The following is a 13782-nucleotide window of genomic DNA, read 5'->3' on the forward strand; positions in this document are numbered from 1 at the left end:
GGCACTGACGGCTTGGCGGACGCGCCGTAGGCGGCCTCGATCCGGTTGCCCCGCAGCTCCCGGAGCTGGTCCGCGAGCTCTTCGACACTGACCGCGGCATTGGGGTTGGAGGACCCTGCGGCGGCGAGGACAATCGAGTCGCGGTCCGTTAAGCCGGCCTCGCGGAGGCGCTGGTCCAGCAGCGCGGCCAGGCGGGGATCCGGCCCCAGGGGCGCAGCGGCCAGCGTCTCCGGCCTGCTCTTCACCGCCCGCGCGATGTCCACCTTCACGTGGTACCCCACGCTGAGCAGCAAGGGAACCACGACGGCGGGCACCCCCTCGGGCAGGCCCGCCACCACATCCACCAGGTCCGGCTGCTGCACATCCACGTAGGCTTCCCGCACGTCAAGGCCCGGGCGGAGGGCGGCGATCGCGGCGCGCAGGCCGTTGACTTCCGCGGCTCCCTGGCTGCTGGAGGTACCGTGGGCGCAGGCCACCATGATGGGGTTGTTCATAGGGGCTAGCGTAACGTTGGAGCCACCCGGTCCGCCCACTTTGAATCAGCGGGGATGCACATGACATTCGCCTTTGACACCGCCCCCGTCTGGCTGGACCTGCTGGGCGTTTTCTTCTTCGCGGTCTCCGGCTCCCTGCTGGCGGCCAGGAAAAACATCGACATTGTGGGCTCACTGCTCCTGGCGTCCCTCGTGGGTCTGGGCGGCGGCATCATCCGCGACCTCATCCTCGACGCCGGTCCGCCCGCCGCCTTCAGCAACCCGGCGTACATCTTCCCGCCGGTACTGGCCACCATCCTTGTTTACTCCCTCTACACCAGCGTGGAGCGTTTCACGTCGCTGCTGACACTGTTCGACGCCGGCGGGCTGGCCCTGTTCTGCATGACCGGCACGGTCAAGGCCCTCGATGCCGGCATGAACCCGCTGGCCGCGGTGCTGCTGGGCGTGATGACCGCGGTGGGTGGCGGGCTGCTGCGCGATGTCACGGCCAACGAGGTTCCCGAGCTCTTCAACCCCCGGGACATCTATGCCCTGCCGGCGTTCCTGGGGGCTGCGCTGACCGCCGGACTGTGGGTGGCGGGCGCCTTCAATGTGTTCACTGCCGCAGCCATCGCCGCCGTTGTGTTCACCTTCCGGGTCCTCGCCTGGCGCCGCTCCTGGCAGGCCCCGCTCGCCGTCCACGGCTGGCACCGGCGGGGTGAAACCGGGGCTGGCTCAGGGGACGGTTCCGGGGCTGGTCCAGGGGACGCCGACGGCGGCAATCCGGGTCCCCGCGATTAGCTAGGATTGGGACCATGACTGACATGTTCCTCGAGAAGTTCCGTGCGCTTGTTCCGAAGTATCTCGAGGACGAATGGCAGGAAGACGACGGGCTGTCCCCCGAAGAGCTGGACGCGGCCCTCGCCGAACACCAGTTCCAAGTCCCGCTGGTCCTGCGCGAGTTCTACCTGGCCCTTGGCGGCTGCGAGGACCTTATGGAGGCCTACCACTACTTCTGGGACCCCGAAGAGCTGGAAGTGGACGACGAAGGCTTCCTGATGTTCCTCGAGGACGAAGAGGAGCAGTTCACCTGGGGCTTCCGCGTGGGCGATCTCAGCGTCCCGGATCCCATCGTCTACCGCCGCAACAACGCCCGGGCCCAGTGGAAGTCCGAGGAAGGAACGTTCTCCGAGTTCGTCTTCGACATGTTCGAGTGGGCCTTCAACGACGAAGAGGACTAGGAGGCTGCTGGGCGGCTCGCCTGTTTGGCCTCCCGTTCTGCTGGACCGCCCGCCGTCGTGGGGCACTTTGACACGGACTCGCCGTCAACCACCCGTGTTTCTGCGGCTGGCGCAACCATAGTGCCCCGCCACGGCAGAGAAAGCACGACGGCGGCAGTCACCTGCCGCCGAACGCTCCCCGCCGGCACAGCTCCAGCACCTCCAACACGTCTGCCACCATCCGCTCGGGGTAATGGACGACGTCGTCATAGCCGAACCGGAGAACCAGACGACCTCCCACGATGGTGGCGTTGTTGCGCTTTCGGTCCTTCTTTACCTGCCGTGGCTCCAGGTGGGTGCCACCGTCGGTCTCCACCACGAGGCACTCCTCAAGGAGAAAGTCCACCTCGCCCACCTTTGGCACTTCCACATGCCTCCGGACATGCAGCCCGGCCCGCCGGAAGTGGTAATTGGCCAACACCTCAAGGAGGGAATCCGCCCTCGGGGCGGCCGACACGCAGGTGATCAGAGCGTTGTGCTGCAGCGCCAGACCCAGGGCGCCGGCCTCTCTTGGGAGCCCGTAGACGCCCCGCCGGATCCGCACAATGCGCCCGGCGGTCAGTTCTTGGTCGATGCGAGCCCGGGAAAGTCCCGCCCGGCGCAGACCCGAAGTCCGTGCCACGCCGGCCCGCTGGCGAAGGAAAGTCTCAATGTCCATGGCTCCACGGTGCCCGCCGGTGCCGGCACGTGGCAGACCCAACCTTCGCCATGTGGACAGCCCGCCGTCGTGGGGCACTTCGGCGCGGACACGCCGGCTCCCAGACCGGGAAGGCGCATACCACCCCGCAGTGTGCCCCACGACGGAGTCGGCAATCATGTGACATGTGCGTAACAGCCGGCTTGCACTTTGTGACAAAGCTGTCATAGACTGTTTACGGATCCGCTAAACGCCTCCGGCGGGTCTGATGCGAACGGAGATATAGCCCCGGTTCGACGCAGCGTGTGACTCGTAACGTTGCAGAGAACCGGGGCTATTGCATTTAGGCCCGCAGCCATCGCCGCCCGAGCCGCGCCCAGTCTCGAGGGCACGGGCACGGGCACCGGCCTCTGCCCCACCCACCGGCGCCGGGCAACAAAAAAAGCGGAGCCCCGCCAAGGCCAACCCCGGCAGGGCCCCGCTGCAAAACGATCAGCTGGCGCGGTCCACCACGGCCAGCGCGAAGTTGGACAGCGAGTCCTTCACAACACCCTCAGGCAACGGCGCCAGCGCAGCAATGGCTTCGTCGGCCCAGCGCCGGGCAACCACCCAGGACTCGGCGGTGACGGGGTGCTCGCGAAGGCCGGCAACGGCGGCGGCAAGGGCGTCATCGGCGGTGAGGTCGCCGTCAATGAGCTTCAAAAGCTCGACGGCGGACTGGTCACCGGCCGCTGCATCGCGGCGCAGGAACAGGACGGGCAACGTGGGGACACCTTCGCGGAGGTCCGTGCCGGGGGACTTCCCGGATTTGACCTTGACGCCGGTGACGTCAATGACGTCGTCGGCGAGCTGGAAGGCCACACCCACCTTTTCACCGTACTCCACCAGGACGTCCTCGTAGGCGGCATCGGCACCGGAGAAGATCGCGCCGAACTGGCCGGAAGCAGCAACCAGGGAGCCCGTCTTGTCCGCGATGACGGACAGGTAGTGCTCAATGGGGTCCTCGTCCGGGCGCGGCCCCACGGTTTCGTGCAGCTGACCCAGGCACAGGCGCTCGAAGGTGCGGGCCTGGATGCCCAGTGCGCGGCCGCCGAGCTCGGAAACCAGGATGGAGGCCCGGGCAAAGATGAGGTCGCCGGTGAGGACCGCTACGGAGTTGCCCCAGACTTCGTGGGCCGTGGGTGCGCCGCGGCGGAACGGGGCGGAGTCCATGACGTCGTCGTGGTAGAGCGTGGCCAGGTGGGTCAGCTCCACCACCACGGCTGCCTGCACCACGGCGGGCAGGGACGCGTCGCCGAGGTGGGCGCTCAGCAGGGTCAGCAGCGGCCGGACGCGTTTGCCGCCGGCCTCGACGAGGTGGCGCGACGTCGCGTCAGCCAGCGGATCGGAGTTGGCAATGGCTTCGCGCAGCTTCTTCTCCACCCGGGCCAGGTTGGTGGTGATGGCGGGGCCCAGCTCGGCATCTTCCGCGATCGCCGCGAAGCCGGCCGGCAGCTGAAGTGCCGTGGCAATGGCGGTGGTATTGAGGCTGGGTTCGGAGTCAGGCAGGCCGTGCCCGGCATGCGTCCAGCTGTGGTCTGCAGAGTTGGTCACGGGTTAACCCTAACTTTTTGTTGCGGATACCGCTGGTTCGTAGCCGAAGGGGTGTTGGACGTGGCCGGAACCAGCGATTCCAAGACGCGGATGACGCGGTCCTCAAAGCCCATAGCGGCAGGATCGGTCAGGTTGGCGAGCAGCCGCACCACAAAGCGCATCAGCACGGGAATGGGCATCCCGGTCCGCAGCGCGAGCTTCATGACGGCAGGTTTTCCGATCAGCGCGGCAAACCCCCGGCCCAGCGTGAAGTGCGATCCCCACTGGCCGCGCACATAGTCCGCGTACCCCGCGAGGTGAGCGTCGGCGTCGTACGTTGGTCCCGCGGAAACGGAACGCGCGGAAGCGTCGATGATGAACTCGGCAGCGAACCGTGCCGACTCCATGGCGTAGGAAATGCCCTCGCCGTTGAAGGGCGAGACCATGCCGCCGGCGTCGCCGAGGAGCAGGAGGCCGGGCGAGTAGTGGGGCGTGCGGTTGAAGCCCATGGGCAGCGCGGCGCCGCGCATTTCGCCCACCTGGTTCTCCGGGGTGAAGCCCCACTCGGCGGGCATGGCGGCGGTCCATTCGCGCAGGACCTGCTTGTAGTCGAGCTTGCCGAACTCCTTCGACGAGTTCAGGATGCCGAGGCCAACGTTGGAGGTGCCGTCGCCCACGCCGAACACCCAGCCGTAGCCGGGGAGCAGCTTTCCGTCGCGGCCGGGCAGTTCCAGCCAGCCTTCCATCCAGTCGTCATCGTGGCGCGGGGAGGTGAAGTAGGTGCGCACGGCGACGCCGAGCGGGCGGTCGTCCCGTTTCTGGATGCCGAGGGACACGGCGGTGCGGGTGGAGTTGCCGTCCGCGGCGAGTACGACGTCGGCGCTGAAGTCGCGCGTCTCCCGCGTCTTGCGTCCGGACTCGTCCAGGAGCGCTGCGCGGACACCGGTCACGCGGCCGTCCTCGGAGCGCAGGGCCTCGGTGACGCTGTGCCGCTCGAGGATTTCGGCGCCGGCGGCTTGCGCATGCCGGGCCAGTTCCTCGTCGAAGCCGAGGCGGGTGCGGATCAGGCCGTACTCGGGGAAGTCGGAGACCTCGGGCCAGGGCAGCTCAATGGTCCGGCCGCCGGCGATCAGGCGCAGGCCCTTATTGCGTCGCCAGCCATCAGTTTCCGGGTGGGGCAGGCCGAGCTTCTGGATTTCGCGGACCGCGCGCGGGGTGAGGCCGTCGCCGCAGACCTTTTCACGGGGAAAGCTGGTCTTCTCCAGGACGGTCACGCTAATGCCCGCCTTGGCTAGGTAGTAGGCAGCAGTGGATCCGGCCGGCCCGGCGCCGACAATAAGTACGTCCACAGGTATCAGCGGGTGATGTTGCGGCGGAGCTTGGCCACGGGGCCCTTGTGCGCGGCAATGGCGGCAGCGCCGCCGTCGCGGTTCGTTCCGGCAAGCGGTTTGGTGGCCCGGTGGACGGCCACGATCCCGCCGGTCAGGTTGCGGTAGGTGACCTTTTCCCAGCCCGATTCCTGCAGCCAGGCGGCCAGGTGGTCCTGGTCCGGCCAGGCGCGGATGGATTCGGCGAGGTAGACGTAGGCGTCGGGGTTCGATGCGACCTTGACTGCGATGGCGGGCAGGGCACGCATGAGGTATTCGGTATACATCGTGCGCCAGAGCGGCACCACCGGCGCGGAGAACTCGGCGATGACCAGCCTGCCGCCGGGCTTGGTGACCCGGAGCATCTCGGCCAATGCCTTTTTGGGCTCGTTGACGTTGCGGAGGCCGAACGAGATGGTGCTCGCGTCGAAGCTGTTGTCGGCGAAGGGCAGGTTGGTGGCGTCGCCGGCAACGAAGTTGATGTCGGGACGGCGCCGCTTGCCAACTTTCAGCATGCCCAGCGAGAAATCACACGCCACCACGTCTATGCCTGCATCGGCATATGGCTCGCTGGACGTCCCAGTTCCGGCCGCCAGATCGAGCACCCGCTGGCCCGGACGGACATCCACGGCGTCCACCACAATTTTGCGCCAGCGGCGCGTCTGTCCCAGGGACAGGACATCGTTGACGACGTCGTACTTCGGTGCGACGTCGTCAAACATCGTGGCTACTTCGTCCGGACGCTTTTCCAAGGATGCTCGGTTCACCATGACATTGTCTCAGACAAACTTGAGGAGGACTTTCGACGAGCCGGTCTTCCGGTCCGAGGCCACCGCGAAGGCCTCGGCCACGTCTGCGGCGGCGAACGTGTGGGTCAGCAGGGGCTCGACATCGAGTCCGGCGGCGAGGTAGGCAAGGGCATCATCCAATTCGTCCGCAAAGCGGAACGTGCCGCGGTAATCGATCTCGCGGAAAACGAGCGCGGCAAGCTCGGTGGTCACCGGGCCCGCCGGCAGGTTGCCCACCTGGACCACCGTGCCGCCGCGGCGTACGGACCCCAGGACGCCGCCCAGGGCTGCGGGGGCGCCTGACGCCTCGAACGCCACGTCGACGTCGGGGAGACCGGTGCAGGAGCCCACCAGCACCACGTCGTCGGCCCCCATGCGCTTGGCGATCGCCAGGGACGTTTCGGACACGTCGCTGGCAACGACAGTGGCGGCGCCGGCACGCCGGGCGGCGGCCACCACCAGCGCGCCGATGGGTCCGGCACCGTTGACCAGGACGTCCTTGCCGGCGAGGCTGCCGGCCCGGCCGACCGCGTGGATGGCCACGGCGAGCGGCTCCGCGACGGCGGCCTGCCGGGTACTGACCCCGGCAGGCAGCCGCCGAAGCTGGACGGCCGGGACGGCCTTGCGCGAGGCGAAGGCACCGTCGGTATGCGGGCGGTGCGCGGCACTGCCGTAGTAGGTGACCTGCGGGCACAGGTTGGTGCGCCCGGCCACGCAGTCCGCACATTCACCGCAGAACACGGCGGGGTGGACCGTCACGGCGTCACCCACTGCGAAGCCCGCCACACCCTCGCCGAGCTTGGAGATCCGGCCGGCCACCTCGTGGCCGAGCACCATGGGATCCGCCAGGATGCTCAGGCCGGAGGCGCCGTGACTGACGTAGTGCAGGTCCGAGCCGCAGATTCCGCCGTATTCGACGTCGACAATCACCGAGCCGGTCGGGCACACCGGATCCGGACGGTCCTCGAGGCGAAGGTCGCCGGCGGCATGGACTACTACGGCCTTCAAACTGCGTCCTCCACGAGGGTCAGGTCGCGGCCCTTGGTTTCGGGCGCGAGGAAGGTTGCCACGAAAGCGACGGCTGAGTAAAGGACCATCATTCCGGCGACGGGCCACCAGGAGTTGGTGAACAGGGCCAGCAGGCCGGCGGCGATGATGGGGGCCAGGCCGCCCGAGAGCACGCCGCCGATTTCCTTGGCCAGGGCAAGCTGGGTGTAGCGGTTGCGGGAACCGAAGAGTTCGTTGACATAGGCGGACTGGACCGAGAACATGCCGAGCACGGAGACCGAGAGGCCGATGATCAGGGCCAGCGAGACCAGGAAAGGATCGCGGGACTGCATCATCAGCAGGGCCGGGATGGCGAAGAGCATCTGGAAGCCGGACAGTGCGCGGTACATGGTGCGGCGGCCCACCTTGTCGGAAAGCCAACCGGCCAGCGGAACCGTGGCGAACCCGAGGAACGAGCCGATCAGCAGCGCGAAGGTACCCACGCTCTTGTCCATGCTCAGGGCGGTGACGATGTAGCCGATCAGGAAGGTCTGGATCATGGCTGAGTTGCCGGATTCGCCGATCCGCAGCGCCATCGCCAGGAAGAAAGCCTTGCCTTTGCGCTTGGATTTGGTGGAGGATGTGGCGGCACCGGAATGCCCGACGGCGGCGGAGGAGTTCGCAGCGGAGGCTGCGGCACCCGAGGTGGCGGCAGCAGCGGCGTCGGCGTCCAGCTCACGGGTGGCCTCGAAAACCGGGCTTTCCTTCAGGTTGCGGCGCATCCAGAGTGCATAAAGGGTGATGCCGATGCTGGCGATGAACGGCAGGCGCCAGCCCCAGCTCATGAGTGCCTCCTCGGGCAGCATTGTCAGCAGGACCCACAGGCCGGAGGCCAGCAGCGTGCCGGAGTTGGTGCCGAGGCAGACGAACGAGGCGATCAGGCCGCGCTTCTTGGGCGGCGCGTACTCCGCAAGCATGACCGATGCGCCGGAGAGTTCAGCGCCGGCGCCGAAGCCCTGGGCCAGGCGTAGGAGCACCAGGAGAATCGGCGCGGCGAGGCCAATCTGGGCGTAGCCGGGGAGGAACCCGATGAGCATGGTGGACAGGCCCATCATCATGATGGTGATGACCAGGACCTTCTTGCGGCCAACCCGGTCACCCATCCGGCCGAAGAACCAGGCGCCCACCGGGCGGGCCAGGAAGCCGACGCCGTAGGTGATGAACGCGACCAGCAGGCCCACGACGGGGTCGAAGTTGGGGAAGAAGATCTTGGGGAAGATGATGGCCGCTGCCAGCGAGTACAGCTGGAAGTCCATGTACTCCATCGCTGTTCCGAGCCAGCCGGATACTGCAGTTCTGATCAGGTCTTTGGATGAGCGCTGGGTGGCGCCGATCTGGATTGCTGCCGTCATGAACCCCTCTGTTCTACGGGTCTGGCCGGATGCACAGCTTCAATGATGCGGCATGGCGAGACGTCTTTTCGTGTCCCCGCATTGGAACAACAGCTGCCATTCAAGCACTGCCATACAAGTGTGTCAAGAGGTGCCAAACCTCTCCGGGGCTCATCCCCAAGGCGACTCCCCGGCCCGGCGGCACGGCTACTGTTGGAGGTATGGCAACTCCCGACAACACCCCGCGCATCTCTGCGAGGATGATGGCCTACATGCAGATCCGCGAGCGCATTATTTCCGGCGAGGATGCGCCCGGCACCCTGCTCTCCGAGAACGAACTCGCTCACCATCTGGGCACCAGCCGCCAGCCAATCCGCGAAGCCCTGATGCTGATCGCCCAGGAAGGGCTGGTGGAGATCCGCCCGCAGAGCGGCACGTACGTGACCTACCTGGACGCAGACACGGTGGCCCAGGCCCAGTTCATCCGCGAAGCCATCGAAGTGGCGTCACTGGCTGACTGCGCCAGCAACATCACGCCGGAGGCCGCGGCCGCGCTCTACGAACTGCTGGACCGCCAGGATGCCTGCACCAGCCGCGAGGAGTTCTACCCGCTGGATGAGGACTTCCACCGCACGCTGCTGGCCATTGCCGGCCATGAAACAGCCTGGGCAACTGTGTCCAACGCCAAGGGGCATCTGGACCGGGCGCGCTATCTGGGGCTCAGCGGCTACCGCGGCATCACCGAATACGCCGCAGACCACCGCCACCTACTGGACGTGCTGCTGGCCGGCGATGTGCCAGCAGCCCAAGACTGCCTGCGCAGGCACCTGCGCTTCATTCTCGAGGATGTCCGGAGCATGCGCGCGTCCCGGCCCGAGCTGTTCTCCGCGCCCCAGCTTCCCGAGCGCCGGACGGGCAGGCCGGCCCGCGTCTAAGGGTTTCGCCTGAGAGGCCAGGACTTTCGACGGGCCGGTCCCCCTTAACCGGGCGCCAAGGTTGGACTGTGGCCTGAAAGTACCGCCAAGTAGCATGCAGAGTACTGTTGTCTCATCATGACGAGCACGTTCCGCACCCTCACGGTCCCCCTGGATGGCAACGCGTCCGCCGGCGGACTTCCGCAGTTCCTGGTCCGGGACGACGTCCTCTGCTGGACCCGCCGCGAAGCCGGCCTGGTGGGCTTCGGCGAGATCACGCGTTTCACGGCCACCGGGCCGGAGCGCTTCCTCGAAGCAGACATCTGGTGGCGCCACCTGGTCCTCGAAGCGGACATCACCGACTCTCTGGTCCTGCCCGGCACCGGACCGGTGGCCTTCGGCTCCTTTGCGTTCTCCAAAAAGTCCACCCACGAGTCACGGCTGATTGTGCCGGAGATCGTGGTGGGCGTCCGTGACGGCCAGTACTGGCTCACCCAATTAACGTTCGACGACGGCGAACTCACCGAAGCGGGTGCCCTCGCCGCCCTGGACCGCTGGCTGGGCGGTGGCAGCGGAGGTGCTGCGGTTGCCGTGGCAGGCGGCACCCCTGGCGAGGTCCGCACAGGGGCCGGTGACGCCGTCGTACGTCCTTTGCCGTTGGCCGCCGGGGCGACACTGCACACGGGGTCGCTGAGCGAGGAAGACTGGATGGCCGCGGTGACTGCCGGGGTGGCGGAAATCCGCACGGGCGCGCTGGAGAAGCTGGTCCTGGCCCGCGATATTGTGGCCACCGTTCCGTCCGGCGTGAATGCGTCGAAGGTGCTGCGTGAACTGGCCGGCCGCTACCGGGAATGCTGGACGTACGCGGTGGACGGGCTGGTGGGTGCGACGCCCGAGATGCTGATCCAGGTGGAGGGCCGCACCGCCCAGGCGCGCGTTTTGGCCGGCACACTGGACCGCCGCGACGCCCACGTCGAGGACGGAATTCCCATGGACTACGCGGAGCGCGTGCTGGGCGGGTCCGAGAAGCAGCGGCACGAGCACGAGATCGCGATCCAGTCGCTGACCTCGCAGCTGGCCCCGTTCTCCGAGGCCATGAACGCGCATGACGAGCCCTTTATTTTGGAGCTGCCCAATGTCTGGCACCTGGCGTCGGACGTGAAGGCCGAGCTGACGGAAGTGGAGGGACACGTACCCACCTGCCTTGCGCTGATCAATGCACTGCACCCGACGGCTGCCGTCTGCGGCACTCCCACGCAGGTGGCCGGCGCGCTGATCCGGAAGCTGGAGCATCTGGACCGCGGGCCGTATGCAGGGCCGGTTGGCTGGCTGGACGCCGCGGGTAACGGCGAATGGGGCATCGCGCTGCGGGGCGCCGTCATTGAGGATCCGCACACCGTCCGGTTATATGCCGGCTGCGGAATTGTTGACGGCTCCCAGCCCGAGGCGGAGCTGGCCGAGACCTGGGCGAAGTTCCGGCCCATGCTGGAGTCGCTGGGCATCTCCAGCTAGCAAATTTCCTTGCGCTCCATCCGGATAAGTTATCCAATGGTGAAACAAAGTTACCTGTGACGCACATCTCCCGGTGCGCGATACACTATGAGCCGATTTAGGTCTGCATTCCGTCCGCAACAAAAGGTAAAAGACACATGCACATTCCCCGTTCGCTCCTGGGCAGTTCCACGCTCAAGGCTGCCACTGTTCTCGCCATCGGCGCCCTCGCGCTCACCGGCTGCACCAACGCGTCGCAGAACGCCACACCCGGCGGCGGGTCCACCGAGTCGGGCAGCGCACAAGCCAGCTTTGACCCGAGCACCATCAAGAAAGACGACTCATTGGCTGGCCAGGTGCCGGAAGCCATCAAGTCCAAGGGCACCCTGACCGTCGGCTCGGACACCAGCTACGCGCCGGCCGAGTTCCTCGGCGCGGACGGCCAGACCCCCGTGGGTTACGATATCGACATCGCCAAGGCGATCGGCGCCACGCTGGGGCTCAAGGTCCAGGTCCAGACGGCTGAATTCACCGGCATCCTGCCGGCACTCGGCCCGAAGTACGATCTGGGCATCTCCTCCTTCACGATCAACCCGGAGCGGCTCAAGGCTGTGAACTTCGTCAGCTACTTCAACGCCGGCACCGCCTGGGCCGTTCAGAAGGGCAACCCGAAGAAGTTCTCCCTCGATGACGTCTGCGGCAAGAACATCGGCGTCCAGACCGGTACGGTCCAGGAAGATCCGGATCTGTCCGACCGCACCAAGAAGTGCACGGACGCCGGAAAACCGGCCATCAACATTGTCACGCTGAAGAACCAGACCGATGTCACCACCCGGCTGGTCAACGGCAGCATCGATGCCATGGCCGCCGACTCCCCCATCATCGGCTATGCACTCTCTCAGACCAACGGCCAGCTGGAAAAGCTCGGCGACGTGTACGACGCCGCTCCGCAGGGCATCGCCGTGGCGAAGTCGGATACGGCCCTGGCCGATGTGATCCAGAAGACGGTCACCAAGCTGATCGCGGACGGCTCCTACAAGAAGATCCTCGAGGGCTGGGGCAACGCCGACGGCGCCATCACCAAGTCAGAAGTCAACCCGGCCACGTCTTGAGCGGACCGGTAACCGAGCAAAAAACAGGTCCGAGCATGGAACATCCACCTGAAGAATCACCGGTGCTGAACAAAGCAGTGCCGGTGCGGCACCCCGGCCGGTGGATCAGCGCCGTCGTGATTATCGGCGTCCTGATCCTGGTCCTGCAGAGCCTGTTCACCAACCCCAACTTCCACTGGGACACGGTGGGCACGTACATCCTGGACGTCAACGTGGTCCAAGGCGTCGGCTGGACCCTGCTGCTGACTGCCGCCTCCATGATCCTGGCAATTGTCCTCGCGATCCTGCTGGCCTTTATGCGGCAATCGGACAACCCGGTGTTCCGCTGGTCCAGCTGGGTGTGGGTCTGGTTCTTCCGTGGCACGCCTGTGTACACCCAGCTCATCTTCTGGGGCCTGGTTTCCGTCCTGTACCCGAAGATCAGCGCCGGCGTCCCGCTCGGGCCTGAGCTGTTCAGCGTGGACACCAATACGGTCATCACCGCCCTTGCGGCTGCCATCCTGGGCCTGGGCCTCAACGAATCCGCGTACCTGGCCGAAATCTTCCGGGCCGGCCTGAAGTCGGTGGACAAGGGACAGATGGAAGCCGCGGAGGCCCTGGGCATGGGCAAGGCCAAGATCATGTGGCGGATCATCCTGCCGCAGGCCATGCGGGTCATCGTTCCGCCCACGGGCAACGAGACCATCGGCATGCTCAAGACCACGTCACTGGTCCTGGCCGTGCCGTTCACGCTGGACCTCACGTTCGCCACCAACACGCTGGCCAACCGGACCTACCTGCCGGTTCCGCTGCTCATCGTGGCCGGCATCTGGTACCTGGTCATCACCAGCGTGCTGATGGTGGGCCAGCACTACATTGAGGCGTACTACGGCAAGGGCGTGGATAATCTTTCCCCCGCGCCGGTGAACATGGAGGCAGCCAAGGCTGCTGCGGCCGGCATGGGCGCGCCCAAGGTGTCCGGCGGAGGAGGATCTGCATGACGACAACTGCAACAGCCACACCGTTGGTCAAGATCGAAGGACTGCACAAGTACTTCGGCCATCACCATGTGCTGCGCGGCATCGACCTGACCGTCAACCAGGGCGAAGTGTCCGTGGTCATCGGCCCGTCCGGTTCCGGAAAGTCCACCATGCTGCGGTGCGTGAACCTCCTGGAAACCATCAGCGCCGGGCGCATTTCCGTAGGCGGGTCCCTGATCGGCTACCGCGAAGTCAACGGCCGGCTCCATGACCTGCGGACCAAGGAAATCGCGGCCCAACGCCGCGACATCGGCATGGTGTTCCAACGGTTTAACCTTTTCCCGCACAAGACGGCCTTGTACAACGTCATGGAAGCGCCCATGCACGTCAAGGGCCAGTCCCGGGAGACCGCACGCAAGCGGGCCCTGGAACTTCTGGACCGGGTGGGCCTGGCGGACCGCGCGGACCACTACCCGGCGCAGCTTTCCGGTGGCCAGCAGCAGCGCGTGGCCATCGCCCGTGCACTGGCCATGGAACCGAAGCTGATGCTTTTCGATGAGCCCACGTCAGCGTTGGACCCCGAGCTTGTGGGGGACGTCCTGAACGTCATGAAGGACCTCGCCAAAACCGGCATCACCATGATTGTGGTGACCCATGAGATCGGTTTCGCCCGCGAGGTGGGCGATCGCCTGACGTTCATGGACGGAGGCGTGGTGGTGGAATCGGGAGATCCGCGCGAGCTCCTGGCCAACCCGCAACACCCCCGGACCCAGGAGTTCCTGAGCCGGGTCCTCTAAGCCCGGCAGACGCC

At 66.4% G+C, this 13782-nt stretch carries 14 protein-coding genes; 7 read left to right on the forward strand and 7 right to left on the reverse strand.

Features of this window, described 5'->3' with window-relative positions; all coding sequences use genetic code 11:
- Positions 1-494 (reverse strand): sirohydrochlorin chelatase (locus tag NQJ30_RS17890; protein ID WP_304664260.1); only part of this gene is annotated, 494 nt, incomplete at its 3' end.
- 60 nt (positions 495-554) lie between these two features.
- Here NQJ30_RS17890 and NQJ30_RS17895 point away from each other — a divergent pair.
- Positions 555-1274, forward strand: a complete 720-nt coding sequence (locus NQJ30_RS17895; protein ID WP_255771604.1) for a trimeric intracellular cation channel family protein — start codon at positions 555-557, stop codon at positions 1272-1274.
- A gap of 14 nt (positions 1275-1288) precedes the next feature.
- Positions 1289-1714, forward strand: a complete 426-nt coding sequence (locus NQJ30_RS17900) for a hypothetical protein (protein ID WP_255771605.1) — start codon at positions 1289-1291, stop codon at positions 1712-1714.
- 157 nt (positions 1715-1871) lie between these two features.
- Here the strand turns inward: NQJ30_RS17900 and NQJ30_RS17905 are convergent, their stop codons facing one another.
- The 6 genes from NQJ30_RS17905 to NQJ30_RS17930 all read right to left on the reverse strand — a co-directional run bounded on the left by NQJ30_RS17905 (position 1872) and on the right by NQJ30_RS17930 (position 8516).
- Positions 1872-2411: a type IV toxin-antitoxin system AbiEi family antitoxin domain-containing protein gene (locus NQJ30_RS17905; RefSeq protein WP_255771611.1), complete on the reverse strand. Its 540-nt coding sequence runs from the start codon at positions 2409-2411 to the stop codon at positions 1872-1874.
- 471 nt (positions 2412-2882) lie between these two features.
- A complete protein-coding gene (locus NQJ30_RS17910; protein ID WP_255771612.1) occupies positions 2883-3983 on the reverse strand; it encodes a polyprenyl synthetase family protein in 1101 nt (366 codons plus the stop codon).
- Positions 3980-5311, reverse strand: a complete 1332-nt coding sequence (locus NQJ30_RS17915) for a geranylgeranyl reductase family protein (RefSeq protein ID WP_255771614.1) — start codon at positions 5309-5311, stop codon at positions 3980-3982. Before NQJ30_RS17915 ends, NQJ30_RS17910 begins: the two co-directional genes overlap by 4 nt.
- 5 nt (positions 5312-5316) lie before the next feature.
- Positions 5317-6096: a demethylmenaquinone methyltransferase gene (locus tag NQJ30_RS17920; protein ID WP_255771639.1), complete on the reverse strand. Its 780-nt coding sequence runs from the start codon at positions 6094-6096 to the stop codon at positions 5317-5319.
- 12 nt (positions 6097-6108) lie between these two features.
- The gene (locus NQJ30_RS17925) at positions 6109-7125 is read right to left on the reverse strand and encodes an L-idonate 5-dehydrogenase (protein WP_255771615.1); all 1017 of its coding nucleotides are present in this window, start codon (positions 7123-7125) and stop codon (positions 6109-6111) included.
- Complete coding sequence (locus NQJ30_RS17930; protein WP_255771616.1) at positions 7122-8516, reverse strand: MFS transporter; 1395 nt, start codon at positions 8514-8516, stop codon at positions 7122-7124. The genes NQJ30_RS17925 and NQJ30_RS17930 overlap by 4 nt, the downstream gene beginning before the upstream one ends.
- A gap of 200 nt (positions 8517-8716) precedes the next feature.
- Between NQJ30_RS17930 and NQJ30_RS17935 the strand changes: the two genes are divergently transcribed.
- From NQJ30_RS17935 to NQJ30_RS17955, 5 genes are all read left to right on the forward strand, one after another.
- On the forward strand, positions 8717-9430 hold the full coding sequence (locus NQJ30_RS17935) for a GntR family transcriptional regulator (protein WP_255771617.1): 714 nt from the start codon (positions 8717-8719) through the stop codon (positions 9428-9430).
- A gap of 117 nt (positions 9431-9547) precedes the next feature.
- On the forward strand, positions 9548-10921 hold the full coding sequence (locus tag NQJ30_RS17940; RefSeq protein WP_255771618.1) for an isochorismate synthase: 1374 nt from the start codon (positions 9548-9550) through the stop codon (positions 10919-10921).
- A 137-nt stretch (positions 10922-11058) separates the two neighbouring features.
- The gene (locus NQJ30_RS17945; protein ID WP_255771619.1) at positions 11059-12012 is read left to right on the forward strand and encodes an ABC transporter substrate-binding protein; all 954 of its coding nucleotides are present in this window, start codon (positions 11059-11061) and stop codon (positions 12010-12012) included.
- Between the two features lie 35 nt (positions 12013-12047).
- Complete coding sequence (locus NQJ30_RS17950; RefSeq protein ID WP_255771620.1) at positions 12048-12992, forward strand: amino acid ABC transporter permease; 945 nt, start codon at positions 12048-12050, stop codon at positions 12990-12992.
- The gene (locus NQJ30_RS17955) at positions 12989-13768 is read left to right on the forward strand and encodes an amino acid ABC transporter ATP-binding protein (RefSeq protein ID WP_304664262.1); all 780 of its coding nucleotides are present in this window, start codon (positions 12989-12991) and stop codon (positions 13766-13768) included. The genes NQJ30_RS17950 and NQJ30_RS17955 overlap by 4 nt, the downstream gene beginning before the upstream one ends.
- Positions 13769-13782: the final 14 nt, after the last annotated feature.

This window comes from Pseudarthrobacter sulfonivorans (assembly GCF_024391045.1).
In the GTDB taxonomy this organism is placed as follows: domain Bacteria; phylum Actinomycetota; class Actinomycetes; order Actinomycetales; family Micrococcaceae; genus Arthrobacter; species Arthrobacter sulfonivorans_B.

Bases quoted from the DNA above. Each gene is read 5' to 3' on its own strand.
- NQJ30_RS17930 (WP_255771616.1), bottom strand. From the start codon at position 8,516: ATGACGGCAGCAATCCAGATCGGCGCCACCCAGCGCTCATCCAAAGAC.
- NQJ30_RS17905 (WP_255771611.1), bottom strand. From the start codon at position 2,411: ATGGACATTGAGACTTTCCTTCGCCAGCGGGCCGGCGTGGCACGGACT.
- NQJ30_RS17935 (WP_255771617.1), top strand. From the start codon at position 8,717: ATGGCAACTCCCGACAACACCCCGCGCATCTCTGCGAGGATGATGGCC.
- NQJ30_RS17900 (WP_255771605.1), top strand. From the start codon at position 1,289: ATGACTGACATGTTCCTCGAGAAGTTCCGTGCGCTTGTTCCGAAGTAT.
- NQJ30_RS17955 (WP_304664262.1), top strand. From the start codon at position 12,989: ATGACGACAACTGCAACAGCCACACCGTTGGTCAAGATCGAAGGACTG.
- NQJ30_RS17945 (WP_255771619.1), top strand. From the start codon at position 11,059: ATGCACATTCCCCGTTCGCTCCTGGGCAGTTCCACGCTCAAGGCTGCC.
- NQJ30_RS17895 (WP_255771604.1), top strand. From the start codon at position 555: ATGACATTCGCCTTTGACACCGCCCCCGTCTGGCTGGACCTGCTGGGC.
- NQJ30_RS17950 (WP_255771620.1), top strand. From the start codon at position 12,048: ATGGAACATCCACCTGAAGAATCACCGGTGCTGAACAAAGCAGTGCCG.
- NQJ30_RS17940 (WP_255771618.1), top strand. From the start codon at position 9,548: ATGACGAGCACGTTCCGCACCCTCACGGTCCCCCTGGATGGCAACGCG.